The sequence below is a fragment of the Pseudomonas cyclaminis genome (assembly GCF_015163715.1).
Lineage (GTDB): Bacteria > Pseudomonadota > Gammaproteobacteria > Pseudomonadales > Pseudomonadaceae > Aquipseudomonas > Aquipseudomonas cyclaminis.
In genome coordinates this window covers 80,000-106,076 of sequence record NZ_JADDUM010000036.1, presented here as the reverse complement: position 1 = coordinate 106,076, position 26,077 = coordinate 80,000, and the positions used below count along the sequence as shown (strand labels likewise).

Annotated in this window: 22 protein-coding genes and 4 pseudogenes; 13 read left to right on the top strand and 13 right to left on the bottom strand. The window is 60.3% G+C overall.

Annotated features, from left to right (window positions below):
• Window positions 1-66 precede the first annotated feature (66 nt).
• From IQK56_RS06080 to coaBC, 6 genes and pseudogenes are all read right to left on the bottom strand, one after another.
• Window positions 67-936, bottom strand: a complete 870-nt coding sequence (locus tag IQK56_RS06080; RefSeq protein WP_122307914.1) for a hypothetical protein — start codon at window positions 934-936, stop codon at window positions 67-69.
• Complete coding sequence (locus IQK56_RS06075; protein ID WP_122307913.1) at window positions 924-1,982, bottom strand: type IV toxin-antitoxin system AbiEi family antitoxin; 1,059 nt, start codon at window positions 1,980-1,982, stop codon at window positions 924-926. The genes IQK56_RS06080 and IQK56_RS06075 overlap by 13 nt, the downstream gene beginning before the upstream one ends.
• 269 nt (window positions 1,983-2,251) lie before the next feature.
• The gene (argB, locus tag IQK56_RS06070; protein WP_015886532.1) at window positions 2,252-3,157 is read right to left on the bottom strand and encodes an acetylglutamate kinase; all 906 of its coding nucleotides are present in this window, start codon (window positions 3,155-3,157) and stop codon (window positions 2,252-2,254) included.
• A gap of 19 nt (window positions 3,158-3,176) precedes the next feature.
• Window positions 3,177-4,598, bottom strand: a pseudogene (locus IQK56_RS06065) (phosphomannomutase/phosphoglucomutase); the annotation flags it as partial.
• Window positions 4,599-4,838: 240 nt separating this feature from the next.
• Window positions 4,839-5,294 carry a dUTP diphosphatase gene (dut, locus tag IQK56_RS06060; RefSeq protein WP_032884403.1) on the bottom strand — a complete coding sequence of 152 codons (456 nt, stop codon included), beginning with the start codon at window positions 5,292-5,294 and terminating at the stop codon, window positions 4,839-4,841.
• Window positions 5,295-5,299: 5 nt separating this feature from the next.
• Complete coding sequence (gene coaBC, locus IQK56_RS06055) at window positions 5,300-6,508, bottom strand: bifunctional phosphopantothenoylcysteine decarboxylase/phosphopantothenate--cysteine ligase CoaBC (RefSeq protein ID WP_016970585.1); 1,209 nt, start codon at window positions 6,506-6,508, stop codon at window positions 5,300-5,302.
• A 143-nt stretch (window positions 6,509-6,651) separates the two neighbouring features.
• On the opposite strand from coaBC, the gene radC reads away from it, so the two are divergent.
• Window positions 6,652-7,326 carry a RadC family protein gene (radC, locus tag IQK56_RS06050; protein WP_122307910.1) on the top strand — a complete coding sequence of 225 codons (675 nt, stop codon included), beginning with the start codon at window positions 6,652-6,654 and terminating at the stop codon, window positions 7,324-7,326.
• Between the two features lie 60 nt (window positions 7,327-7,386).
• Here the strand turns inward: radC and IQK56_RS06045 are convergent.
• A pseudogene (locus IQK56_RS06045) lies at window positions 7,387-8,975 on the bottom strand (ABC transporter substrate-binding protein).
• Window positions 8,976-9,433: 458 nt separating this feature from the next.
• On the opposite strand from IQK56_RS06045, the gene rpmB reads away from it, so the two are divergent.
• A complete protein-coding gene (rpmB, locus tag IQK56_RS06040; protein ID WP_003176907.1) occupies window positions 9,434-9,667 on the top strand; it encodes a 50S ribosomal protein L28 in 234 nt (77 codons plus the stop codon).
• An 11-nt stretch (window positions 9,668-9,678) separates the two neighbouring features.
• Window positions 9,679-9,834 carry a 50S ribosomal protein L33 gene (rpmG, locus tag IQK56_RS06035; RefSeq protein WP_003176906.1) on the top strand — a complete coding sequence of 52 codons (156 nt, stop codon included), beginning with the start codon at window positions 9,679-9,681 and terminating at the stop codon, window positions 9,832-9,834.
• Window positions 9,835-9,906: 72 nt separating this feature from the next.
• Here the strand turns inward: rpmG and IQK56_RS06030 are convergent, their stop codons facing one another.
• Window positions 9,907-10,269, bottom strand: a complete 363-nt coding sequence (locus IQK56_RS06030) for a cupin domain-containing protein (RefSeq protein ID WP_122307908.1) — start codon at window positions 10,267-10,269, stop codon at window positions 9,907-9,909.
• A gap of 230 nt (window positions 10,270-10,499) precedes the next feature.
• Here IQK56_RS06030 and IQK56_RS06025 point away from each other — a divergent pair, with 230 nt between their 5' ends.
• Both IQK56_RS06025 and IQK56_RS06020 read left to right on the top strand, forming a co-directional pair.
• A complete protein-coding gene (locus IQK56_RS06025) occupies window positions 10,500-11,993 on the top strand; it encodes an aldehyde dehydrogenase (protein ID WP_150761680.1) in 1,494 nt (497 codons plus the stop codon).
• A gap of 150 nt (window positions 11,994-12,143) precedes the next feature.
• A complete protein-coding gene (locus IQK56_RS06020) occupies window positions 12,144-13,286 on the top strand; it encodes an MFS transporter (RefSeq protein WP_150674492.1) in 1,143 nt (380 codons plus the stop codon).
• A gap of 63 nt (window positions 13,287-13,349) precedes the next feature.
• Here IQK56_RS06020 and IQK56_RS06015 read toward each other — a convergent pair whose 3' ends face one another.
• Together IQK56_RS06015 and IQK56_RS06010 are read right to left on the bottom strand one after the other, a co-directional pair.
• Window positions 13,350-14,915 carry a phospholipase D family protein gene (locus IQK56_RS06015; RefSeq protein ID WP_150674610.1) on the bottom strand — a complete coding sequence of 522 codons (1,566 nt, stop codon included), beginning with the start codon at window positions 14,913-14,915 and terminating at the stop codon, window positions 13,350-13,352.
• 63 nt (window positions 14,916-14,978) lie between these two features.
• The gene (locus IQK56_RS06010; protein ID WP_122307904.1) at window positions 14,979-16,403 is read right to left on the bottom strand and encodes an aminotransferase-like domain-containing protein; all 1,425 of its coding nucleotides are present in this window, start codon (window positions 16,401-16,403) and stop codon (window positions 14,979-14,981) included.
• Between the two features lie 166 nt (window positions 16,404-16,569).
• Here IQK56_RS06010 and IQK56_RS06005 point away from each other — a divergent pair, with 166 nt between their 5' ends.
• Window positions 16,570-16,794, top strand: coding sequence for a DUF1127 domain-containing protein (locus tag IQK56_RS06005; protein WP_193863526.1), 225 nt, complete (start codon window positions 16,570-16,572; stop codon window positions 16,792-16,794).
• On the opposite strand, the pseudogene IQK56_RS06000 reads toward IQK56_RS06005, so the two are convergent.
• Window positions 16,795-18,089: pseudogene (locus tag IQK56_RS06000) on the bottom strand (NAD(P)/FAD-dependent oxidoreductase). It lies immediately after the preceding gene.
• 115 nt (window positions 18,090-18,204) lie between these two features.
• Between IQK56_RS06000 and IQK56_RS05995 the strand changes: the two are divergent.
• On the top strand, window positions 18,205-18,558 hold the full coding sequence (locus tag IQK56_RS05995; protein ID WP_099586006.1) for a YkgJ family cysteine cluster protein: 354 nt from the start codon (window positions 18,205-18,207) through the stop codon (window positions 18,556-18,558).
• Window positions 18,559-18,584: 26 nt separating this feature from the next.
• On the opposite strand, the gene IQK56_RS05990 is transcribed toward IQK56_RS05995, so the two are convergent.
• Window positions 18,585-19,073, bottom strand: coding sequence for an Lrp/AsnC ligand binding domain-containing protein (locus IQK56_RS05990; protein WP_003176896.1), 489 nt, complete (start codon window positions 19,071-19,073; stop codon window positions 18,585-18,587).
• A gap of 155 nt (window positions 19,074-19,228) precedes the next feature.
• On the opposite strand from IQK56_RS05990, the gene dadA reads away from it, so the two are divergent.
• From dadA to IQK56_RS05960, 6 genes and pseudogenes are all read left to right on the top strand, one after another.
• On the top strand, window positions 19,229-20,530 hold the full coding sequence (gene dadA, locus IQK56_RS05985; RefSeq protein WP_122307901.1) for a D-amino acid dehydrogenase: 1,302 nt from the start codon (window positions 19,229-19,231) through the stop codon (window positions 20,528-20,530).
• Window positions 20,502-20,855 (top strand): RidA family protein, encoded by a 354-nt coding sequence (locus tag IQK56_RS05980; protein ID WP_150761677.1) that lies wholly within the window; start codon window positions 20,502-20,504, stop codon window positions 20,853-20,855. The genes dadA and IQK56_RS05980 overlap by 29 nt, the downstream gene beginning before the upstream one ends.
• Before the next feature lie 79 nt (window positions 20,856-20,934).
• Window positions 20,935-22,008, top strand: a complete 1,074-nt coding sequence (gene alr, locus IQK56_RS05975) for an alanine racemase (RefSeq protein WP_150761676.1) — start codon at window positions 20,935-20,937, stop codon at window positions 22,006-22,008.
• Between the two features lie 116 nt (window positions 22,009-22,124).
• Window positions 22,125-22,672, top strand: a pseudogene (locus IQK56_RS05970) (cupin domain-containing protein).
• Window positions 22,673-22,853: 181 nt separating this feature from the next.
• Window positions 22,854-23,267, top strand: a complete 414-nt coding sequence (locus tag IQK56_RS05965) for a c-type cytochrome (RefSeq protein WP_150674609.1) — start codon at window positions 22,854-22,856, stop codon at window positions 23,265-23,267.
• 136 nt (window positions 23,268-23,403) lie between these two features.
• Window positions 23,404-25,326 (top strand): acetyl-CoA hydrolase/transferase family protein, encoded by a 1,923-nt coding sequence (locus tag IQK56_RS05960; protein WP_193863528.1) that lies wholly within the window; start codon window positions 23,404-23,406, stop codon window positions 25,324-25,326.
• 126 nt (window positions 25,327-25,452) lie between these two features.
• Here IQK56_RS05960 and IQK56_RS05955 read toward each other — a convergent pair whose 3' ends face one another.
• Window positions 25,453-26,022 (bottom strand): xanthine phosphoribosyltransferase, encoded by a 570-nt coding sequence (locus tag IQK56_RS05955; protein WP_122305850.1) that lies wholly within the window; start codon window positions 26,020-26,022, stop codon window positions 25,453-25,455.
• Window positions 26,023-26,077 lie beyond the last annotated feature (55 nt).

Below are 26,077 nucleotides of genomic sequence, written 5' to 3'. Positions count from 1 at the left end.
ACTAAAAAAGGCCCCGTTCCATTCAATTGATCGGGGCCTTTTTTCAGCTCGGATTTGGGGGGGCTGCTACTCCCGCAGTCGCAAGGCGCGCAATAAAGCGTCAACCTGCCCGAAAGCGTCTTGTTGCCATTGGTCCGGTGTGCGGTTTCCGAGTATTTGGCTGTCTTCGACGAATCGCCTTACGGCGGTCGGGCCATAGCCTTCGGCGATATCAAACTTTTCGCCGATGAACTGAAACCCCTGTTCTCCACTCCCGGTTTCCAGTACGGATCGACATTCCTTTGCAAGCGTTTGCACGCCACCGGGGAAATTACGGACGCAGTAGTAGATGTCATATGCGTCCTTCTGTTTGTGCCTTCCGTTCAGGGCGTATCCCTTCATCGCCAGCAGGGCGGGGATCGAGCACACTGCGACCTCGACACGATTTTTGCCACCCGTAGGCATGGAGCCTTCAATGGCAACCATTTGATAGAAGCGCATCGCCAAGTCGGCACCGTCAGCGCGTTGAACTGCAAAGTCGTTGAGAATGGGAGGTTTGTTCTGGATGATTTCGGCGTCGCGCGGCATCAAGAAGTCCACGATCACATCTATCGCCGATCCACCGTCTTGCACGGGAACCTGGCGAACGAGCTGGAATCGCCGCAGTTCTCCTCTTTGTTCGTACCCATTACCCATCAGTGCTTCAATCAACGTCGCGTACTCGCCATCACCGAGAGCCTCTGCGTCCAAGCTCAAATCGACATCGAGGGTTCCAACGTGCTGCATATCGTCGTTCGCCAGCAGGAGCCAAGGCACCGCTCCACCGATCACTGCAAACTTGCCTTTGAAGGAACCAAGGATCTGACCGATCTCGACTAATACCGCCTTCACGGCAGCTGTCGTTCTGTCGTCATAATCTGAGGCGGATTGAGGTTCTTGAGGGATTAACGAGACCATGTCAGTTTTTCCTGTCGTAGATATTCGGCGGCTTCCTTTCCGCGTTCTCCCGCAACCGATAGATCCAAATATGTCTGAACGAGGCTGGTGCACAGGGCGCCCGGTGCGGGTTCAACGGTGTCTAGTAGGAGTCCTTCGTCGTTAGGTAAAGTGATGACAACGTTCTCTCCCTTTGATGCGGGAACCAACTGTAGTGCTTTAACCAGTCTCTCTAGCCCTTCAGTGTCGGCATAAAAGTAATTCGTGCTGATACGGGCATAGGGTGCGAGCCATTGAGCGGCAGAAAAGGACGAAAAAAGTGCGTGTCCGCCGCTCCTTTCTCCAATAGCGATGCGCGCGGCATTTTCCAATGCGCTGCCATGTAAGGTGGTATAGAAGCTCTTACGCTCTCCTGATGGAGGCTCGTATGCTTCGGCCCATGCATCCAGGAGCGCTTGAGGATCGGATAGACATACGCCGTCGTTTGTCGCTCTTGCCCATTCTCGATTCAGTAGTGCTGTGCGGACATTGCTGACTTGTCCCAAGCTCACCCCGGCGGCTTCGCACAGTTCTACCACCCGCCAGGCTCGGCCCGGATCCCGAAGCATCGCGCGTATGATCTGCGCTGATTTCGGTTTGAAGAAAGACTTAAGCTCCCTGTGCTCCGAGAGCGGCTTGTCAGCTACTTTGTGATCAATGAATACACCATCGAACGAGATCCAGGCATTACCTTCCAGGTCCAGATATCCCACCCCCTTTTCCCGACACAGTTGTCTTGCTACGGGTGAAAGATAGGGCGCTACCACGATAGGCGTAGCCTCTGGCCTTTGCTCGCTCACATAGTCGCGAAGCTGAAGTATTGCTGCGTTTATGAATCGGGGCTGGCCGTTTGCTTTTACCTCGCACACCAGGGGGTGTGATTTGCCTGATGCGTTAATCTCGATAATGAAGTCGGGAGTCCAGCCTTTTGAAGGAGGCATAGATTTGAGGCTTTTAATCTCGAGAATCGGCACCTTGCTCAGGAGGCTTCGCAGCGCATCTCTGGAGTGAATTTCGAGTTCTTTCATTAATTAAGCCCTTTTCAGCGAATGTTGAAAATAGCTATCACGATGAAAAAAGTCTAGGTGTTTCACCTTTTATGATGATTTCAGTGAGTGTTGAAATACCTATTAATACTGAAAAAGCTTCAGCCGCGTTTTTGTGATCATCGTTGTAGGCCGCGTTTCCATTGCGCATAAAAAACCGCAGATTCTACTTTGCCTGACGAACGTTCCGTACATGTATACGTACTTTCGTAGGTTGCGTAAGAAACTGCGGTTTTTTGGTGTTTTATAAATCAGGGACGCTTGCGGTTGCTGATCAGCGTGCCCACACCGGTATCGGTGAAGATTTCCAGCAGGATCGCGTTCGGCACTCGGCCATCCAGGATCAGCGAGCTACCGACGCCGCCTTGCACCGCTTCCAGCGCGCAACGGATCTTCGGCAGCATGCCGCCGTAGATGGTGCCGTCGGCGATCAACTCGTCCACCTGTTGGGTGGTCAAGCCGGTCAGAACCTTGCCTTCCTTGTCCATCAGGCCGGCGATGTTGGTCAGCAGCATCAGCTTTTCAGCTTTCAGCGCTTCGGCAACCTTGCCCGCCACCAGGTCGGCGTTGATGTTGTAGGACTCGCCATTGGCGCCCACGCCGATGGGCGCGATCACCGGGATGAAGTCGCCTTTGACCAGCAGGTTCAGCAGGTCGGTGTTGATGCCGATCACTTCGCCCACCTGGCCGATGTCGATGATTTCCGGCTGGGTCATTTCCGGCGTCTGACGGGTTACGGTCAGTTTTTTCGCACGGATCAACTCAGCGTCCTTGCCGGTCAGGCCGATGGCGCTGCCGCCGTGGCGGTTGATCAGGTTGACGATGTCTTTGTTCACTTGGCCGCCGAGGACCATCTCCACCACGTCCATGGTTTGCGCGTCAGTGACGCGCATGCCATCGATGAAGTGACTCTCGATCGACAAACGCTTGAGCAGGTCGCCGATCTGCGGGCCGCCACCGTGTACTACCACCGGGTTGATCCCGACGGCTTTCATCAACACGATGTCGCGGGCAAAGCCGGTTTTCAGCTCGTCGCTTTCCATGGCATTGCCGCCGTACTTGATCACCAGCGTCTTGCCGACATAGCGTCGAATGTAAGGCAACGCTTCGGACAGGACCTTGGCGGTGTTGGCAGCGGCTTCGCGTTCGAGGGTCATTCAGGGCTCCGGTAAAAAATCAGAACGGTAATTGGAGATCAGGGGCAACACGTTTCAACTGGGCGTGGAACACGTCCTTGATGCGCTGCAACTCAGCCTCGGTATCCGCCTCGAAACGCAGGACCAGCACCGGTGTGGTGTTGGACGCGCGAACCAGGCCCCAGCCTTTGGCGTAATCGACTCGCACACCATCAATGGTGGTCAGGTTGGCGCCTTCGCCCCATTGCGCATCGTGCAGTGCGTCAATGATGCTGAATTTGCTCTCCTCGGTCACATGGATATTGATCTCTGGCGTAGAAATATCATTCGGGAACGTCTGGAACAGCGAATCGCAGGTGGATTTTTCCTTGCTGAGGATCTCCAGCAGACGAGCGGCGCTGTAAATACCATCATCAAAGCCGAACCAGCGCTCCTTGAAGAACACGTGACCGCTCATTTCGCCGGCCAACAGGGCGCCGGTTTCCTTCATTTTCTTTTTGATCAACGAGTGACCGGTCTTCCACATTAGCGGACGGCCGCCGTATTCCTTGATCAGCGGCGTCAGGCGACGGGTGCACTTCACGTCGAAAATGATTTCGGCGTCGGGATTGCGCGCCACTACGTCGCGGGCGAACAGCATCAGCAAGCGGTCGGGGAAGACGATCTCGCCGGTTTCAGTCACTACACCGACGCGGTCGCCGTCACCGTCGAAGGCCAGGCCGACGTCAGCGCCGGTTTCCTTGACCTTGGCGATCAGGTCCACGAGGTTCTCAGGTTTGCCTGGATCCGGGTGATGGTTCGGGAAGTTGCCATCAACGTCGCAGAATAACGGAATCACTTCGCAGTTCAGCGCTTCGAGCAATTGCGGCGCGATCACGCCGGCCGCGCCGTTGCCGCAGTCCACCACCACTTTGAGGCGGCGGGCGAGCTTGACGTCGCGGGTGATTTCATCGGAGTAGCGCGGCAGGATGTCGACTTTGGTGATGCTGCCTTTGCCGCTGGTCAGGTCGTTGGTCTTCAGGCGAGTGTGCAGGGCCTGGATCTGTTCGTTGGCCAGGGTGTCGCCAGCAATGACGATCTTGAAACCGTTGTAGTCCGACGGGTTGTGGCTGCCGGTGAGCATCACCCCTGATTTGCCGGCCAGGACGTTGGCGGCGTAGTACAGCGCCGGCGTTGGCACCAGGCCGACGTCGCTGACGTGGCAACCGGCGTCGGCCAGGCCCTGGATCAGTTGTTCCACCAGTTCCGGGCCGGACAAACGACCGTCGCGGCCGACCGAAACGTTGGGCTCATCCTGGGCCAGGCTCTGGGCGCCAATGGCGCGGCCAATCCAGTAGGCCGTTTCGGCGGTCAGGGTCTTGGGCACCACGCCACGGATGTCATAGGCGCGAAAAATGCTGTCGGGAAATGTCGGGGCTACTCGGGCTGCGGTACTCATCGCGGGGGGAAACTCCATCTGAAGGGGGCAAGGCTGGCCTTAATGTGGCTGACCGGCAGGCTTAAACTGAAGGGTATGACGGTGTTTTCGGCAGAGAGTTCGTGGTGCAAAAATGCCATCGGCGTTTGGCGGCCTGGCTTTTTTCTGCGTAATACATTGATTTCACAATGGAAATCTCGCTGATAAATTCCGCGCATTCTTCATCCTGAAAAGCCATGCGGTGGCGTCTGGCCGGGCAGAAACACTCGGCCAGGTTCAGCTTAGTCAGAGACTGCCGGAATGCCCGAAGCCGCCTGCGCCGCGCTGGGTTTCATCGAATTCCTGCACCAGTTCGAAGTGCGCCTGCACTACCGGCACAAGAACCAGCTGGGCGATGCGCTCGCCGACCACGATGTTGAAGGCAGTCTGGCCACGGTTCCAGCACGACACCATCAGCTCGCCCTGGTAGTCCGAGTCGATCAGACCGACCAGGTTGCCCAGCACGATGCCGTGTTTGTGACCCAGGCCGGAGCGCGGCAGGATCAGCGCCGCCAAGCCAGGGTCGCCCACGTAGATCGACAGGCCGGTCGGAATCAGGACGGTCTGGCCCGGTTCAAGCAGGGTGTCTTGCTTGAGCATGGCGCGCAGGTCCAGGCCGGCGGAGCCAGGGGTGGCGTAGGCCGGCAGTGGGAATTCGGTGCCGATGCGTGGGTCGAGGATCTTGGCTTGCAAAGCGTGCATGGAAATTAAACCTGGTTCAGCCGTTGGGCGATAAAAGAGATCAGTTGTCGGGCAATCTTGCCCTTGCTGGTCTGGGCGAAAAGGGTCGCGTGCAGGTCGCGGTCAATCACGCTGCAGGCGTTTTCCTCGCTGTTGAAGCCGATGCTCGGGTTGGCGACATCATTGGCAACGATCAGGTCGAGGTTTTTGTCTTTCAATTTGCGTGCGGCGTAGTCCAGCAAGTGTTCGGTCTCGGCCGCGAAGCCGACGCTGAACGGGCGGTCTGGACGGGTGGCGATGGTGGCCAGGATGTCCGGGTTGCGCACCATTTGCAGGAGCAGGCCGTCGCCGCTTGTAGGGTCTTTCTTGAGCTTTTGCGGGGCGACGACTTCCGGGCGGTAGTCCGCAACCGCTGCTGAGGCGATAAACAGGTCGCAGGGAATGGCCGCTTCGCAGGCCGCGAGCATGTCCCGGGCGCTGACTACGTCGATTCGCGTGACGCGATCAGGGGTCGGCAAATGCACCGGTCCGGTGATCAAGGTGACACGGGCGCCTGCCTCGACCGCCGCTTCTGCCAGCGCAAAGCCCATTTTTCCTGAGCTATGGTTGGTGATGTAGCGCACCGGGTCGATGTTTTCCTGGGTCGGGCCAGCGGTGATCAGCACGTGCTTGCCGGTCAGGGCCAGGTGCTGGAAGCACTCTGCGGCGCACAGGGCCAGGTCGGTGGCTTCGAGCATGCGGCCCATGCCCACGTCGCCGCAGGCCTGGCTGCCGGACGCCGGGCCGAACACCTTGAGGCCACGACTTTGCAGGAGTTGAGTGTTGGCTTGGGTGGCCGGATCGCGCCACATGGCCTGGTTCATGGCCGGGGCGATGGCCACGGTGGCGTCGGTGGCCAGTACCAGCGTGGTCAGCAGGTCGTCGGCAATGCCTTGGGCAAGGCGGGCGATCAGGTCCGCGGTGGCTGGGGCGATCAGCACCAGGTCGGCCCATTTGGCCAGTTCGATGTGGCCCATGGCGGCTTCGGCCGCCGGGTCCAGCAGGTCCAGGTGAACCGGGTGGCCGGACAAGGCCTGCATGGTCAGGGGGGTGATGAACTCACTGCCACCACGGGTCATGACCACGCGCACTTCGGCGCCTTGGTCCAGGAGCCTGCGAACCAGCTCTGCGCTCTTGTAGGCGGCAATGCCGCCGCCGACGCCGAGAACGATGCGTTTCCGATACAGACGCTGCATTGGTTTGCCTTTCCAGTTCAGTGAAGCCAGTTCAGTGACGCCTGCGATCTCCCCTCCCCAGGTGAAATCGCACGCAAAAAAGAGGGCCTACGATAACACAGCGTCTGTCAGGCAGCAGCGGCGCACATGCATAGGGAGGTGGGATGAGTATTCGTGACTGGCCGGCGGCAGAGCGTCCGCGGGAGAAGCTTTTGGCATGGGGCGCGGAAAGTTTGTCGGATGCCGAATTGTTGGCAATCTTTCTGCGTACAGGTGTAGCAGGTCGGAGTGCGGTGGACCTGGCGCGCCATCTGCTGGCCCAATTTGGTGGCTTGCGCCCGCTGCTGGAGTCCAACCAGGCGCTGTTCAGCCAGCAACTGGGCTTGGGGCCGGCGAAGTTTGCCCAACTGCAGGCGGTACTGGAAATGTCGCGGCGGCATATGGCCGAACAATTGCGCAGTGAGTCGGTACTGGAAAGCCCGGCGGTCGTGCGGGGCTACCTCAAGGCGCTGTTGCGCCATGAGCCCCACGAGGTCTTTGGCTGCCTGTTTCTCGATTCAAAACATCGGGTATTGGGCTTCGAGGCGTTATCTGAGGGCACCATCGACGCCGCAGTGGTGTACCCCCGGCAAGTGGTCAAGCGCGCACTGGCCAACAACGCGGCGGCGTTGATCTTGTGTCACAACCATCCTTCGGGAAGCGTGGAGCCGAGTGCGGCTGATCGAAAATTGACCAAAGTCCTGCAGAAAGCGCTGGAGATGGTGGATGTGCGGGTGTTGGATCACATCATCGTGGGGGATGGTGATCCATTATCGATGGCGGAATACGGATGGATGTAGGGGAGGGGTAGCTGCAAGTTTCAAGCTGCAAGCCTCAAGTCGGCTTGCAGCTTGCAGCTGCTATTTGACGCTGACCTTCGAGAAGTCCTGGCGCCCGAATGGGCTCACCTGATATCCCTCGACGTTTTTGCGGGCCAGGGCAAACGCGGTCGGATGCGCCAGCGGCAGCCACAAAGCCTGCTGCTGGATCTGCGCCTGGGCCTGTTGATACAGCTTGCTGCGCACCCCTTGCTCGCTGGTGGTCTTGCCGGCACTGATCAGCTTGTCCAGCGCCGGGTCGCAGTAACGCGCGAAGTTGGTGCCGGATTTCACCGCTGCGCAAGAAAACTGCGGGGTCAGGAAGTTATCCGGGTCGCCGTTATCGCCTGCCCAGCCCATGAACAGCAGGTCATGCTCGCCGGCTTTGGCGCGGCGAATCAGCTCGCCCCATTCGATCACGCGGATCTCGGCCTGGATGCCGACTTTGGCCAGGTCGGCTTGCAGCAGTTGCGCGCCGAGGTTCGGGTTGGGGTTCAGCAGGCTGCCGGTGGGGCGTGTCCAATGGTGGTCTTGAAGCCATCCTTGAGCCCGGCGCGATTGAGCAGGGCCTTGGCCTTGGCGAGGTCCTGTGGATAACCCGGCAAGTCCTTGGCGTAGCTCCATGTATTGGGTGGATAAGGGCCGTTGGCGGCTTCGGCGGTGCCTTCAAATACCGCTTTGAGGTAGCTGGCCTTGTCGAAGGCCAGGTTGATCGCCTGACGCACTTCGGGCTTGTCCAGGGGTGGGTGCTGGCTGTTGATCGCCACGAATGCGGTCATGAATGCGGCGGTTTTTTCCACTTTGAGGGCCGGGTCTTTCTCGGCCTGGCCCACATCCAGTGGCTTGGGCGACAGGGCGATCTGGCATTCATCGCGGTGCAGCTTCTGCAAGCGCACGTTGGCGTCCGGTGTGATCGCGAAGATCAAGTTATCCACAGCCGGTTTGCCGCCAAAGTAGTCCGGGTTGGCTTTGTAGCGAACCACGGCGTCTTTCTGGAAACGACTGAAAATGAACGGCCCGGTGCCAATCGGTTGGCTGTTGAGCTTCTCGGGCGTGCCGGCCTTGAGCAATTTGTCGGCGTATTCTGCCGGGTAAATCGAGGCGAAGCCCATGCTCAGGGCTGCGAGGAAGGTGGAGTCGGCGTGGTCCAGGGTGAAGCGCACGGTCAGTGGGTCGAGGGCATCGATCTTCTTGACCAGTGTCGGCAGTTGCAGCGACTGGGCGTGGGGGAAACCGCTCTGGGCGATCTTGTGCCACGGGTTGGCCGGGTCGAGCATGCGCTCGAAGCTGAAGCGCACGTCTTCGGCGGTCAGGCTGCGACTGGGGGTGAAGTACTCGGTACGGTGGAACTTCACGTCCGGGTGCAGCTTGAAGGTGTAGGTCAGGCCGTCCGGCGACACGTCCCAGCTGTCCGCCAGGCTTGGCACCAACTTCCCGCTGGCGGCATCGAAGTCCACCAGGCGGTTCATCAATACGTCGGCGGAAGCGTTGGTGGTGGTCAGCGAGTTGTACTGCACCACATCAAACCCTTCAGGGCTGGCCTCGGTGCACACGCTCAGGTTGGTGGCGGCAGAGGCCAGCGGAGCGATAAAGAGAGGGGCAAGCAACAGCGGTAGGGCAGCGAGGCGCATATTCGGTTTCCTTTGCAGATCGAAGGCCCATCTGCGAGTGCAGTCTGGAAAAGTCCTACCGTAGTGCTCTGATTGATAAATGACTAGCCCATTTTTGCCTGTGCTTTTGGCTCAAATGCTGTTTTGATGGCGCCTCAGATTGTTTTGTCGCGCACTTTACGGTGCGCGCGGGCGCTGAAAATCATTCTGTGCGACGAGCGGTCGGCTGTTGTAGCGGCCCCTCCTGGCAACGGTTCAGGCGTCAACGGCCGAGATTTACTCCGGTAAAAACACACTCGCTGTTGTTGCGTCAGGGTCTTTCTGGTATAAAGCAGCGCTCTTTTCTAGGGGCCCGGTTCCTTCACTGTAGGTGTAGCCGGTAAGACCCTTAAAGAAACGCGGCGCCTGGCGCCAAATGACTGAGAGATTAAGCGGCCAACCCATGCCGGGTTGGGCATGTGGTTTTAGAGGGCTGAGGCATGTCGAGAGTCTGTCAAGTTACCGGTAAGGGTCCGGTGACTGGGAATAACATTTCCCACGCAAATAACAAAACCCGTCGTCGTTTCCTGCCGAACCTGCAGCATCACCGCTTCTGGGTTGAAGAAGAGAAACGTTTTGTTCGCCTGCGTGTATCTGCTAAAGGCATGCGTATCATCGACAAGCGTGGCATCACTGTCGTGCTGGCCGAAATCCGTGCCGCTGGCAAGATCTAAGGAGCTCTATCATGCGTGAATTGATTCGAATGATCTCTAGCGCCGGTACTGGTCACTTCTACACTACCGACAAGAACAAGCGTACTACCCCGGACAAGCTCGAAAAGAAAATGTTCGACCCGCGCGTTCGCAAGCACGTGATCTACAAAGAAGGCAAAATCAAGTAATTGATTTTCTTCCTTGTGAAAAAAAGCCCGTCTCTCACGAGTCGGGCTTTTTTTTGCGTGGAATTTGGTTGATCAGGCCTTCTGTTCAAACACCACGTAGATCTTGCGGCAAGGTTCCAGTACTTCCCAGGTGCCACTGAAGCCGGCGGGAATCACGAAGCGGTCGCCGGCGCGCAAGGTCTTGGCGTTGCCCTCGGCGTCGCGCAGCACGGACACACCCTGCACGATCTCGCAGTACTCATGCTCGGTGTAGCTGACCTTCCATTGTCCGACCTCACCTTCCCAGACCCCTGCACTCATCTGGCCACATGGGCTGTTGTAGTGGTTGTAGACCGTCTGCTCGGGATCGCCCTTGAGGATTTTTTCGGCGGCAGGGCGATAGCGGTCGGGGGCGGTGGTGGCTTGGCTGAAGTCGACGATGTCCTGGATGCTCATGTGCGTGTCCCGTCTGGCCTGGGGTTGGAGAGCCCAAAGTCTATGTTTATTAAAATGAACATCGCAAGGGCGTTTACCGGCGTTATGTCAAATATATTGAAACATCCCCAGCCGCTGGTTTAGGGTGGCAGCTGCCTTTGAGCCGAACAGTTGGCTGGCGGGCAAGCATTCTTTGAGGCTGCCGGGGGACATCGCCTGGCCCTTGTATTCAACAAGAGGAGGACACTCGCATGACCACCCTGACCCGTGCCGACTGGGAACAACGCGCCAAGGATCTGAAGATCGAAGGCCGCGCCTATATCAATGGCGAATACACCGCCGCTGTTTCCGGTGACACCTTCGAATGCATAAGCCCGGTCGACGGCCGCCTGCTGACCACCGTTGCCAGCTGTGACGCCGCCGACGCCCAGCGCGCCGTCGAAAATGCCCGCGCCACCTTCAATTCCGGCGCTTGGTCGCGCCTGGCGCCGGCCAAACGCAAAGCCACCATGATCCGTTTCGCGGCGCTGCTCAAGGCCAATGCCGAAGAGCTGGCGCTGCTGGAAACCCTGGACATGGGCAAGCCGATCAGCGACTCCCTGAACATCGACGTACCCGGCGCGGCAAATGCCCTGAGCTGGAGCGGCGAGGCTATCGACAAGATCTACGACGAAGTCGCCGCCACGCCGCACGATCAACTGGGCCTGGTAACCCGCGAGCCGGTCGGCGTGGTTGGCGCCATCGTGCCGTGGAACTTCCCGCTGATGATGGCCTGCTGGAAACTCGGCCCGGCGTTGTCCACCGGTAACTCGGTGATCCTCAAACCGTCCGAAAAATCCCCGCTGACCGCCATCCGTATCGCGGCCCTGGCGGTTGAAGCCGGTATTCCGAAAGGCGTGTTCAACGTGCTGCCGGGCTACGGCCACACCGTCGGCAATGCGCTGGCGCTGCACATGGACGTCGACACGCTGGTATTCACCGGCTCGACCAAGATCGCCAAACAGCTGTTGATCCGCTCCGGCGAGTCGAACATGAAGCGCGTATGGCTGGAAGCCGGCGGCAAAAGCCCGAACATCGTGTTCGCCGACGCGCCGGACCTGCAAGCCGCCGCAAAATCAGCAGCCAGCGCCATTGCCTTCAACCAGGGCGAAGTCTGCACCGCCGGTTCGCGCTTGCTGGTAGAGCGCTCCATCAAAGATACATTCCTGCCGCTGGTCATCGAGGCCCTCAAGGCCTGGAAGCCCGGTAACCCGCTGGACCCGGCGACCACCGTCGGCGCGCTGGTGGACACCCAGCAGATGAACACCGTGCTGTCGTACATCGAAGCGGGTCACGCCGATGGCGCCAAACTGGTGGCCGGCGGCAAGCGCATTCTGGAGGAAACCGGCGGTACCTACGTCGAGCCAACGATTTTCGACGGCGTGACCAATGCCATGAAGATCGCCCAGGAAGAGATCTTCGGCCCGGTACTCTCGGTGATCACCTTCGACAGCGCCGAAGAGGCGATCAAGATTGCCAACGACACGGTGTATGGCCTGGCCGCCGCCGTGTGGACCGCTGACATCTCCAAAGCGCACCTGACCGCCAAGGCCCTGCGCGCCGGCAGCGTGTGGGTCAATCAATACGACGGCGGCGACATGACCGCGCCGTTTGGTGGCTTCAAGCAATCGGGTAACGGTCGCGACAAGTCGCTGCATGCGTTCGACAAATACACCGAACTTAAGTCGACCTGGATCAAGCTCTAAGCAGCACCGCAGGTCAAAGGTGGGAGGGGGCTTGCCTCCGATAGCAGTGTGTCAGGCGCTTAACGTGCTCAATGACCCGCCGCCATCGGGGGCAAGCCTCCTCCCACACTGTTTTGTGTGTTCTCAAGAATTATCCACAGGAGCGTGGCAATGCGTTGGGCGACCTATTTCGCCGTCCTGGCCTCGGTACTTAGCGTCGGCTTGGCGCTGGGTGTCAGCATGCCGCTGGTGTCCCTGCGTCTGGAAGGCTGGGGCTACGGCAGCTTCGCCATTGGTGTGATGGCGGCCATGCCGGCGTTCGGCGTATTGCTTGGCGCCAAGGTCTCCAGCCGGCTGGCCTCGTGGCTTGGTACTGCCAACCTGATGCGCCTGTGCCTGTGGGCGGGAGCCGTATCCATCGGCCTATTGGCGATTCTGCCCAGTTACCCGGTGTGGCTGGTGCTGCGGTTGATGATCGGGGTGATCCTGACCATTGTGTTTATCCTCGGCGAAAGCTGGATCAACCAACTGGTGGTGGAGCAGTGGCGTGGCCGCTTGGTGGCGCTGTATGGCTGTAGCTATGCCTTGAGCCAGCTCTCTGGCCCATTGCTGTTGGGCCTGATCGGCACCGACCATGACTACGGTTTCTGGGTCGGCGTTGGCCTGTTGCTGGTGGCGCCGTTGTTGCTGCTGGGGCGCTCCGGCGCGCCCACTGCCGACGCGTTCAGCGTGACCTTCGTCGACCTGTGGCACTTCTGCCGCAGCCTGCCGGCGATTGCCTGGGCGGTGGCGCTGTTCGCCGCGTTCGAGGCGATGATCTTGACGCTGCTGCCGGTGTATTGCCTGCAACAGGGCTTTACCGCCGAGATTGCCTTGGCGATGGTCAGCACGGTGGTGGTCGGCGATGCGCTGCTGCAACTGCCCATCGGTGCGCTGGCCGACTACCTGCCACGGCGCACGTTGTTCCTGAGTTGTGCTGTGTTGTTGCTGGTGTCCAGCCTGGCGATTCCGTTGACGTTGCACACGCTGCTGATCTGGCCGATTTGGGTGGTGTTCGGCGCCAGTGCCGGTGGGTTGTTTACCCTGTCGCTGATTCTGATCGGCGAGCGCTATCGCGACGATGCGCTGGTGCGCGCCAATGCCCACATCGCCCAGCTGTGGGGCATCGGTTGCCTGATCGGCCCACTGGTGGCCGGGGCGGGCAGCCAGTGGATCAACGGGCATGCTTTGCCGCTGTTGATGGCGGCGGGGGCGTTGGGGTTGGTCGTGCTGTTGCTGCGCCAGGGTGCATTCGGTGCCGCACAGCCAGCCTGATTTGAAATGCGATGCGCTGTGGGAGGGCGCTTGCCCACTCCCACATTATGATCTCTGTTGCTTTTAGAGCATGCGTTCCAGGCCGACGCTGGTGGCGAACCACGCATTGAACCGCCGCCACCAACTGCCAGGCTCGCGGGTCAGGGTGTGCAGTTGCCCGTCATCCTCGGTGACCCACACCACGTTGCCGTCCTGCAGTTTCGCCTCATAACTCAAGGCGGGTGCCATGCCTTGCAACGCCAGGTTACGCACGTGTTCCGCCAGTTCGGGGCTGTCCACCAGCACGCCGACTTCGGTGTTCCACAGTACAGAGCGGGGGTCGAAGTTGAACGAGCCGATAAACGACTTCGTCCGATCAAAGATCATGGCCTTGCTGTGCAGGCTGGAATCCGAACCTCGGAAGCTGCCCCGGTGAAACAGGTGCGGGCCGCTGCCACCGCCGTCGCCGGGTTGGCGGCGCAGTTCATAGAGTTTGACCCCGTGCTCCAGCAGCGCCTTGCGATAAGGCGCATAGCCGCCGTGCACGGCCGGCACGTCGGTCGCTTCAAGGGAGTTGGTCAACAGGCTCACCGATACACCCGCGTCGGCGCGCCCCGTCAGGTACACCAGCCCAGGCTGCCCCGGTACGAAGTACGCCGAGATCATCATCAGCTCATGGTTGACGCCTTCCAGCTCCGGCGCCAGTTGGGTGGTCAGCAGCAGGCGTGGGTCCGGGTCGGCCTTGGCCAGCACCTTGCTCGGCGCGTCCCACAACGCCTGGTTCCAGGCCCAGATCAGCTCGCGGCGCCAGATGTCCATGCGCGGTCGGGTCTGGTAGGTGCGCAGGCGGTTGTACAGTGCGTGATTCTGCTGGCGTGACTCGGCCAGCGACGCCTTCAGGCGCACGCGCGCGGCGGCCAGGTCGCCTTTAGAGGGGCTGTTTGAGACAAAGTCGTCAATCGGTTTGCTCAGGGCGCTGTTCCAGTACTGATCGAAACTGTGCCCGAGCTGCTCGGCCACCGGCCCTACGCTGAGCATGTCGATATCGGTGAAATTCAGGTTCGGCTCGGCGTCGAAATATTCATCCCCCAGATTTCGCCCGCCGACGATGGCCACACTGTTGTCCGCCAGCCACAGCTTGTTGTGCATGCGCCGGTGTTGCAGCGACAGGTCGAACAGACGGCCCATGGCCCGCGTTACACCGGTGCTGCGCCCCAAGTGCAGGGGGTTGAACAGGCGAATCTCGATCTTGGGGTGGGCGGCGAGGGTGGCGATGATCTGGTCGAGGCCGTCGCTGGTGGTGTCGTCCAGCAGGATGCGCACACGCACGCCACGGTCGGCGGCCTTGAGCAGTTCATCCACCAGCATGCGCGTGCTGATACCGTCGTGGACGATGTAGTACTGCAGGTCGAGGCTGGTCTGAGCGTTCCGGATCAGCTCGGCGCGGGCCATGAAGGCTTCGCTGCTGTTGGGCAACAGGCGGAAACCGGAGCGGCCCTGGTAAGGCGCGGCCTGGGCCTGGATCGAGCGGCCGAACGACGACTGTGCTGCCGGCAGTGCGTCGCTGGGGATGCGCGGTGTGCTCACTGTGGCGCAGCCACCCAGGGTCAGGGCTCCCAACAGGCAAAACGGTAAAAGCCGTCGAATCATCAAGGGAGGCGCTTCCAGTTCAGGGCGGTTATCGGGCATATGACGGCGATTTCTCGCGAAAGGTCAGTCCGCCGACTCGGCCAACATCTTTATCGCCGCGGTACCGACCTTGCGCACCGCCTCTTCAATCTGCGGGGTTGGCTTGGCACCGTAGTTCATACGCAGGCAGTTCCGATACTTGCCTGATGCAGAAAAGATACTTCCTACAGCGACCTGTACACCTTGTTCTATGAGCACCCGGTTGAGTTTCAGAGTATCGAAGCCCTCCGGCAGTTCTATCCACAGCATGAAGCTGCCCTGGGGGCGGCTGGCGCGCGTGCCCGCCGGGAAATAGCGGCTGACCCAATCGAGCATCAAGTCGCGATTACGCTGGTATTGGGTGCGCATCCGCCGCAAATGCGGCTCGAAATGCCCGCCCTTGAGAAATTCGGCAATTGCGATCTGCGGTTGGGTCGCGGTGGAGCCGGTGCTGATGTATTTCATGTGCAGCACCCGCTCCAAGTAGCGCCCCGGTGCCACCCAGCCAATGCGCAGGCCGGGCGCCAGGGTTTTCGAGAAGGAACTGCAGAGCAGCACGCGGCCATCTTCGTCGAAGGATTTGATGGTGCGCGGGCGCGGGTAGCTGTAGGCCAATTCGCCATACACATCGTCTTCGATGATTGCCACGTCAAAGCGCTGTGCGAGGGTCAACAAAGCGCGTTTGCGTGCCTCCGGCATGATGTAGCCCAAGGGGTTGTTGCAGTTGGGGGTCAACTGAATGACTTTGATCGGCCACTGTTCCAGGGCCAGCTCCAAGGCTTCGAGGCTGATGCCGGTGATGGGGTCAGTGGGGATTTCCAGGGCTTTCATGCCCAGTCCCTTGAGGGTCTGCATGGCGCCGTGGAAGCTTGGCGAGTCCACCGCGACGATATCGCCGGGGTCACAGATGGCGTGGATGCTGGCGGACAGCGCCTCATGGCAGCCGGTGGTGATCACGATGTCTTCGGCGGTCAACTGGCAGCCGGAATCCAATGACAGCCGAGCGATTTGCTCACGCAGTTCCATACAGCCGAGGATGTTGTCGTAATACAGCCCCGGCAGATCCTGGCGCCGGCTGACGCGGGCAAGGCTTCGCAGCAAGGGTTTGAGGGTGGGTGACAATACGTCCGGCATGCCCCGGCCCATCTGTATGACGTCTTTTCGCGGCACGGCGCGAATCAGTTCCAGCACCTGGTCCCACTGGGAGATTTCTACCGGGCGTTGGGCGGGGCGTCCTATTTCCGGCAGGGCCGGCAGCTCACGGCCAACGGGAACGAAGTAACCGGACTTGGGCTTGGGCATCGCCAGGCCGTTGTCTTCCAGCAGGCGATAAGCCTGTTGCACGGTGCTTAGGCTGACCCCATGTTCGACGCTCAAGGCCCGCACGGACGGCAATCGATCACCGGGACGATAGAAGCCCTGTTCGATGCGGGTGCCGAGCAATTCGGCGAGATTGACATAAAGGGTCATGACGGTCGCTCCCAATGGACCAGTACAGATAGGAAGAAAATACAGGATTCACCCGTCCATAGGCAGTGTCTGTATGGATTTAATAAAGGTAGGTTGAATCTGTAATGGTTTTTGCCGTTCGCCCATGCTTGTCACTCAAGGCAACACGCCACTGAGGGGCAACAACATGAACGGCATGAGCGATGTGCGGCTGGCGCTACACAGTCAGGAACTGGAAGCAGGGCAGGAGCGGGCACTGTCTGCGCTCACGGATAACCGCTGGAGCCTGTTCTGGCACCGCCGTCACACGCGCAAGGCGTTGCTGAACCTGACCTGCGAGCAATTGCAGGATATCGGGCTGACTGCCGAACAGGCGCGCCAGGAAGGCTTGAAGCCTTTCTGGCGCGGTTGATCACACCAGCTCTTTGAGGCGGTGCCAGAGCATCCCCAGCGCCAGCAGCGGCGAGCGCAGATGCTTGCCGCCGGGGAAGGTGATGTGCGGCACCTTTGCGAACAGATCGAAACGCCCCTGCTGCTGGCCGCTGATGGCTTCGGCCAGCAGCTTGCCCGCCAGGTGCGTGGCGTTGAGGCCATGGCCCGCATAAGCCTGGGCGTAATACACGTTGGGTTGATCCGCCAACCGGCCGATCTGCGGCAAGCGGTTGGCGCCAATGCCGATCATCCCGCCCCACTGGTCAGTCGATTTTCGCGTTCGGCCAACTGCGGGAACACCTTCAGCATTTTCGGCCGCATGTAGGCGCCGATATCCTGGGGATCACGGCCGGAGTAGTGGCAGGCGCCACCGAACAACAGGCGACGGTCGGCGGACAAGCGGAAATAGTCCACCGTCACCCGTTGATCACACACCGCCATGTTCTGCGGCAACAGGTTGGCGGCCTGCGCTTCGCTCAAGGGTTCGGTGGCGATGATGTAGCTGCCGGCGGGCAGCACTTTGCCGCTCAGGTGTGGGTTGAGGCCGTTAAGATAGGCGTTGCAGGCCAGCACCAGGGTCTTGGCGCGCACATGGCCGTGGGCGGTGTGCACCTTGACCTCGGGGCCGTAGTCGATGCGCGTCACTTCGGACTGCTCAAACAATTGCACGCCTAGCGCCTGCGCGGCGGCCGCTTCGCCGAGCGCCAGGTTCAGCGGGTGCAGGTGACCTGAACCCATGTCGATCATGCCGCCCACATAGCGCTGGGAGCCAATGACGCTGCTCATCTCGGCGGCCTGCAGCAGGCGCACTTCATGGCGATAGCCGAGGCTGCGCAGTTCTTCGGCGTCTTCGGCGAGCCCGTGCAGGTCGCGAGGCTTGTTGGCGAGGTCGCAGTAGCCCCAGGTCAGGTCGCAGGGGATCTGGTAGCGCTCGACGCGTTCACGCACGATCTCGACGGCTTCCAGGCCCATCAGCTTAAGCTCGCGCACGCCATCGCTGCCGATCACGTTGGTGAACTGGTCCAGGCCGTGGCCGACACCGCGAATCAGTTGCCCGCCGTTACGCCCGCTGGCGCCCCAGGCGATCTTGCGCGCTTCCAGCAGCACCACGGTGAAGCCACGCTCGGCCAGTTCCAGGGCAGTGTTCAGCCCGGAAAACCCCCCGCCGACCACGCACACGTCGGCGGTCACTTCGCCCGTCAACGCCGGGTAATCGGGTTGCGGCACGCTGCTGGCGGCGTAGTAGGAAGCGGTGTGCCGGGCGCTGGCGGTCATGGGGAGCATCCCTGTTTGGAAAATTTGACGCAGGATACAGCGGTCGGACGAAGCTGTCTGCGCAGGGCGTTTTGCGTCAGAATCCACGCCTATTCACCGTTCGGTACCTGCTTCGATGAGTTGCAACAGCCAGAAAGTCAGTGCATTGCGCCGCCAGATTCCTTCGTTCGAGTGCGTCCCCGGTTGCCACGACTGCTGTGGGCCGGTGACGACCTCGCCCGAGGAAATGTCGCGCCTGCCGCGTAAGACCGCTGCCGAGCAGGACGCGGCCATGGACGAGCTGAACTGTGTGCACCTGGGGCCCAACGGTTGCACGGTGTATGACGAGCGGCCGTTGATCTGCCGCTTGTTCGGTACCACCAAGACCCTGCCATGCCCCAATGGGCGGGGGCCGGTGGAGCTGATTCATCCTCGGGTGGAGAAGCAGATCCACGAGTACATGGCGAGTACCCGGCAGGTGCTGGTGTAGCGGCTGTACTCGATCAACTGTGTCAGTCAGTCGGGGATCGGCAGGTTCAGGCTCTCTTTCACCTCTTCCATCACGATATAGCTCTTGGATTCGCGCACGTGGGGCAGCTTGAGCAGGATATCGCCGAGCAATTTGCGGTACGACGCCATCTCGGAAATCCGCGCTTTCACCAGGTAGTCGAAGTCGCCGGACACCAGGTGGCACTCCAGCACATGGGGCAGTTTCAGCACGGCGCGGCGGAATTCCTCAAAAGTATCGCCGGATTTGTAATCGAGGCTGATCTCGACAAATACCAGCAGACTGCCTTTCAAATGCTGGGGATTGAGCCGTGCGTTGTAGCCCATGATGATCCCTTCGCGCTCCAGCCGGCGGACCCGTTCGGTGCATGGCGTGGTCGACAGCCCGACCTTTTCACCCAGCTCTGTGAACGAGATACGCCCGTCGGTCTGCAGGATGCGCAGGATGTTGCGGTCGATCTTGTCCAGCTCCCGCTTGGTCTGGGTGTTGGTACGCATAGGGGATACGCCTCTGTGAAAAGGGTTTCTGCCGAGAATTGTCGCCAAATATAGGCATTTATATAGTGAAATGCACTGGTGATTGCTTTTTATACTGCGCTCATCATTGCTCGAACAACACACGTCGGCGACCAAGCCGCGATGAGGATATAAAAATGCGCGTTCTGGTCTTGGGTAGCGGCGTCATTGGTGTGACCAGTGCCTACTATTTGGCTCGGGCCGGTTTTGAGGTGGTGGTCGTCGACCGCCAGCCGGCCGCGGCCATGGAAACCAGCTTCGCCAACGCCGGCCAGGTGTCCCCAGGCTATGCGTCGCCATGGGCCGCGCCGGGCGTGCCGCTCAAGGCCATCAAGTGGCTGTTGCAACGTCACGCGCCGTTGGCGATCAAGGCCACGGCCGATATCGACCAATACCTGTGGATGGCGCAGATGCTGCGCAACTGCACCGCCAGTCGTTATGCGGTGAACAAGGAGCGCATGGTGCGCCTGTCCGAGTACAGCCGCGACTGCCTTGACGAACTGCGCGCCGAGACCGGCATTGCCTACGAAGGCCGCAGCCTGGGGACTACCCAGCTGTTCCGCACCCAGGCCCAGTTGGATGGCGCCGCCAAAGACATCGCCGTATTGAAAGAGTCCGGCGTGCCCTTCGAACTGCTCGACCGCGCCGGCATTGCCCGCGTTGAGCCGGCCCTGGCCAACGTTACCGACATCCTCGCCGGTGCCTTGCGCCTGCCGAACGACCAGACCGGCGACTGCCAGATGTTCACCACCCGCCTGGCAGAGATGTGCAAGCAACTGGGCGTGGAGTTCCGTTTCGAACAGGACATCCAGCGCCTCGACCACGCCGGTGAGCGCATCAACGGCGTGTGGATCGATGGCAAGCTGGAAACCGCCGACCGCTACGTGCTGGCACTCGGCAGTTACTCGCCGAAGCTGCTCAAGCCGCTGGGGATCAAGGCGCCGGTGTACCCGCTCAAGGGTTACTCGTTGACCGTGCCGATCACTAATCCTGCGATGGCGCCGACCTCGACCATCCTCGACGAGACCTACAAGGTCGCGATCACCCGTTTCGACAACCGCATCCGTGTCGGTGGCATGGCTGAAATAGCCGGTTTTGACCTGTCGCTTAACCCGCGTCGGCGAGAAACCCTGGAGATGATCGTCAACGACCTTTATCCTCAGGGCGGCGATCTGGCTGCTGCCGAGTTCTGGACCGGCCTGCGCCCGACCACGCCCGATGGCACACCGATTGTCGGTGCCACTCCCTTCAAGAATCTGTTCCTGAACACTGGCCATGGCACCCTCGGTTGGACCATGGCCTGCGGTTCCGGCCGCTTGCTGGCGGATCTGATGGCCAGGAAGACCCCGCAAATCAGTGCCGCAGGCCTCGATATTTCCCGTTACGGCAACCACCAGGAGTCCGCACAACATGTCAATCCAGCGCCAGCTCACCAATGAGCGCATGAGCCAGATCGTCGTCCACAGCGGTACCGTGTATCTGGCCGGGCAAGTCGGTGACGACATGAACGCCGCAATTGAACAGCAGACCCGTGAAACCCTGGCCAATATCGAGCGCTTGCTGGACCTCGCCGGCACCGACAAGACCAAGCTTTTGTCAGTGACGATCTACCTGAAAGACATCGACGCCGATTTCGCCGGCATGAACGCGGTGTGGGACACGTGGCTGCCAAAGGGCGTCGCTCCGGCCCGCGCCACGGTTGAAGCCAAACTGTGTGAGCCAGAAATCCTGGTAGAGCTGTCCGTCGTGGCCGCGCTGCCTTAAACCAAGATCCCTCTCCCGGTGCCGAAGCCGTTGGTCGGTGCCGGTTTTTCTTCACTTTGCTGCCTAGAAGCCTGCCGCCATGCGTCCAGCCCGTGCCCTGATCGACCTCCAAGCCCTGCGCCACAACTACCAATTGGCCCGTGAAGTCACGGGGGCCAAGGCCCTTGCCGTGGTCAAGGCCGATGCCTACGGCCATGGTGCCGTGCGGGTGGCTCAGGCGCTGGAAGCCGAGGCCGATGGGTTTGCCGTCGCGTGTATCGAGGAAGCCCTGGAGCTGCGCGCTGCCGGGATTCGTGCGCCGGTGCTGCTGCTGGAAGGTTTTTTTGAAGCCGACGAGCTGCCGCTGATCATCGAGCATGATCTGTGGTGCGTGGTGCATTCGCTGTGGCAGCTGGAGGCGATCGAACAGGCTCGGCTGAGCACGCCGCTGACGATCTGGCTCAAGCTGGACTCGGGCATGCATCGCGTCGGCCTGCACCCCAAGGATTATCACGAGGCCTACCAGCGCCTGCTGGCCAGCGGCAAAGTTGCGAAAATCGTCTTGATGAGCCACTTCGCTCGCGCCGATGAACTCGATTGCGTCAGCAGCAACGAGCAAGTCGCGGTGTTTGAGGCGGCGCGCCAAGGCCTGGCGGCTGAGGTCAGCCTGCGCAATTCGCCGTCGGTGCTGGGCTGGCCGAGCATGACCAGCGACTGGGTGCGCCCCGGCATCATGCTTTACGGCGCGACGCCATTTGGCGAAGACCACGCCATTGCCGCACGTCTGCAGCCGGTGATGACCCTGGAATCGAAAGTGATCTGCGTACGCGAACTGCCGGCTGGCGAGCCGGTGGGCTACGGCGCCCGGTTCATCACGCCCAAGCCGATGCGCATCGGTGTGGTTGCCATGGGGTATGCCGACGGCTACCCGCGCCACGCGCCCACCGGCACGCCGGTGCTGGTGGCCGGGCAGCGCAGCCAATTGCTGGGGCGTGTGTCCATGGACATGCTGTGTATCGACCTGACGGACGTGCCCCAGGCCGGTCTGGGCTCCACGGTGGAGTTGTGGGGCAAGCACATCCTCGCCAGTGACGTCGCAGTTGCTGCCGAGACCATTCCCTACCAGATCTTCTGCAACCTGCGTCGGGTGCCAAGGCTCTATTCCGAGGCTTGACAGCCAGGCGCGAACACAGCCCCCTGGGATTTAGGCCCAAGTGTTGTAAATACTGAACGCTGTCGCCATGATAACGCTCAATTACAACAAAGCCTGAATCCTAGGAGGCTCCCGCATTGGACGTCGGCGAACGACTGCAATCCATCCGCAAGCTGAAGGGTCTTTCCCAGCGTGAACTCGCCAAGCGTGCGGGCGTCACCAACAGCACCATTTCGATGATCGAAAAAAACAGTGTCAGCCCCTCGATCAGCTCCCTGCGCAAGGTGCTGGGCGGCATCCCCATGTCTATGGTCGAGTTCTTTTCCGAAGAGATCCTCCAGGAAATACCGACCCAGATCGTCTATAAAGCCAATGAGCTGATCGACATCTCTGACGCGCCGTCACCATGAAACTGGTGGGTCGGGCGCACCCGAGCCGGGCCATCGCGTTTCTCAACGAGATCTACCCACCGGGCGCCGACACCGGTGAAGAAATGCTCACTCACGAAGGCGAAGAAACCGGGATTCTGGTGGAAGGTCGCCTGGAATTGGTGGTCGGTCTTGAAACTTTTGTGCTCGAAGCCGGCGATAGCTACTACTTTGAAAGTACCAAGCCTCATCGTTTTCGCAATCCGTTCGACGTACCGGCGCGACTAATCAGCGCAGCCACACCCGCGAACTTTTAAGAATAGAGGCGTCCTGCCAGTGTTGCAGAGACACCCGAGCTGTATTCCGCGAGGCCGAATCTCCCTTTATTTAATAGGGTTGTTTCGGCCCGGCGGGCTAACCGTTATACTTTCGCCGCCTGCGAAACCGTGGCCGCAGGCGTGAATAGCCACCATTGAGGGTGAACGCGTGAACCTAATTATGAAAATGCTGGCTGCACCAGCAACCGTACTGGCCCTATGGGCTGTGAGCGCACAAGCTGCGACCAACGATGACATTGCCAAGCGCCTGGAGCCCGTGGGCCAGGTCTGCGTCCAGGGCCAGGAATGCAAAGGCATGGAAGTCGCCGTGGCCGCAGGCGGCGGCGGTGGTGCGAAAACTCCGGATGACATCATCGCCAAACACTGCAACGCGTGCCACGGCACCGGCCTGCTGAACGCGCCGAAAATCGGCGACACCGCCGCCTGGAAAGAACGCGCCGACCACCAGGGCGGCCTCGACGGCATCCTGGCCAAGGCCATCACCGGCATCAACGCCATGCCAGCTAAAGGTACGTGTGCGGATTGCTCGGATGATGAGCTTAAAGGGGCGATCAAGAAGATGTCCGGCCTGTAATTAGCCGATCTTCGCCAAAAAAGCCGCTTACGAGCGGCTTTTTTGTGCCCGTGATTTGGGTTTCGGGCTGGTGATTGCAGCAAAGACCCGGCAAGCTCGGTCCAACCCCTAATCATGGAATGTTCAGGAGGGTCGGATGGTGCAGTTGTGTTCAATCGAGCAAGCAGTTGACGACGTACTGGCGCGTTTGCCGGCGCATATCCACATGGGCATGCCGCTGGGCCTGGGCAAACCCAATCTGTTCGTCAATGCGCTGTACCGGCGTGTCGCCAAGCTGCCGGAGCGGGCGCTGACGATTTACACCGCGCTGAGCCTGGGCCGGCCAACGATGGGCGATGGCTTGCAGAAGCGCTTTCTTGAACCCTTTATCGAGCGAGTGTTTGGGGATTACCCCGAGTTGGAGTTTCTCGCCGCACTGCACAGCGACAGCCTGCCGAAGAATATCCACGTGCAGCAGTTCTTCATGCAGCCCGGCAGTCTGCTGCACAGTACGTCGGCCCAACAGGATTACGTCAGCAGCAACTACTCCCACGCCGCCCGCGATATCAATGCTGCTGGCCTGAACCTGGTGGCGCAGTTGGTCGCGAGCAGCGCCGAGCACCCAGACCGCCTGAGCCTGAGCTGCAACCCCGATATCACCCTCGACCTGTTACCGATGATCGCCAAGCGCCGTGACGCGGGTGAAACCATCCTGATCGTCGGCCAGGTTCACACCGATTTACCCTACATGCCGGGCGATTCCGAATTGGGCATGGATGCGTTCGACTACCTGATCGACGCAAAGGACAGCACCACGCTGTTCTCCACACCGAACATGCCGGTGGGGTTCCAGGACCACTTCATCGGCCTGCATGCCAGCACGCTGGTGCGCGATGGCGGCACCTTGCAGATTGGAATCGGTTCCATGGGCGATGCGCTGACCGCCGCCTTGCTGGCACGCCAGGCCGATAATGAAGCGTACCGCCTGCTGCTGACCGACCTGGATGTGTACCAATGGGCACCGCTGATCAGCCACGAAGGCGGTGTCGATCCCTTCGCCCGTGGCCTTTACGGTTGCAGCGAAATGTTTGTCAACGGCCTGCTGGTACTGGCGGATGCGGGAATTGTGCGGCGCAAGGTTTACCCGGATATCGCGACCCAGGAACAAGCCAATGCCGGCTTGCTGGACGATGCGGCGCAGCCTGACGGCGTGTCCATCCATGGTGGTTTCTTCCTCGGGCCGCGCAGTTTTTACCAGCGCTTGCAGGAAATGACCCACGCCAAGCGCCTTGAATTCAACATGACCCGCATCAGCTACATCAACGAGCTGTACGGCCAGGAAGAACTCAAGCGTTTGCAGCGCCTGGATGCTCGGTTTATCAACAGCGCGATCATGGTGACCTTGCTCGGCGCGGGCGTGGCGGACCAGTTGGAAGACGGCCGAGTGCTCAGCGGCGTAGGTGGGCAGTACAACTTTGTGGCCCAAGGCCATGCGCTGGAAGGTGCGCGGTCGATCCTGATTTTGCGCAGCTGGCGCGAAGCGGGTGGAGAGGTCAGCTCCAATATCGTCTGGGATTATGGGCACTGCACTATTCCCCGGCACCTGCGGGATATCGTGATTACCGAGTATGGAATCGCCGATCTGCGTGGTCAGACGGATGCCAAAGTGATTGAGGCGTTGCTCAACATCACCGATTCACGCTTCCAGGCCGACTTGATCGAACAGGCGCAAAAGGCCGGCAAGTTGCCCAAGGATTTCCAGCTTGATCCGCGCTTCAGCGACAACACGCCGGAGCGGCTCCAGGGTATCCAGGCGCGGCATCGGCGTTTGTTCCCGGAGTATCCGCTGGGCAGCGATTTCACGGATGAAGAGCGGGATCTGTTGCGCGCATTGAACTGGCTCAAGAGCAAATTCAAGCTGACGGAGATTCTGGAGTTGGGTAAGGCGGCGCTGGATGCACCGGAGCCGGAAGCGTTTCCCGAGCATTTGAAGCGGATGCGGTTGGATAAACCGGAGGGGCTGAAAGAAGACTTATACCAGCGCCTGCTACTTGCCGGCCTCCAAGCCACCGCGCACTAACAAGCAACACAAGGCAAATGTGGGAGGGGGCAAGCCCCCGATTGCGGTGTATCAGTCACCGAAAATGTTGGCTGACCCACTGCTATCGGGAGCAAGCTCCCTCCCACATGTCGAGCGGTGTTGGCTTCAGATGAACGTAACCACACCACCGGCCAGCGACTTCACCCGCGCCAGCGACTCAACCCGATAACCCTGCGCATCCAACTCCGCACGGCCACCCTGGAACGACTTCTCGATCACGATCCCCAGGCCGGCAACGGTTGCACCGGCCTGCTTGATGATCGAAATCAGCGCCTGGGACGCTTTGCCATTGGCCAGGAAGTCGTCGATCACCAACACGCGGTCGCTGCTGGTGAGGTGACGCGGCGAGATGGCCACGGTACTTTCGGTTTGCTTGGTGAAGGAGTAAACGGTCGCCGACAGCAGGTTTTCAGTCAGGGTCAGGGACTGGTGCTTGCGGGCGAAGATCACCGGCACACCGAGATTCAGGCCGGTCATGATCGCCGGTGCAATACCCGATGCTTCGATGGTGACGATCTTGGTGATGCCCGAGTCCTTGAACAACGCGGCGAATTCATCACCGATCAGCTTCATCAGCGCCGGGTCGATCTGGTGGTTCAAAAAGGCGTCGACCTTGAGTACCTGATCGGAAAGCACGATGCCTTCTTCGCGAATTTTCTTGTGCAGTGCTTCCACGGAAAGCTTCCTCTAATGGCGCGGTCTGCGCCGAAAGTAGATTAAAAAGTAGTCG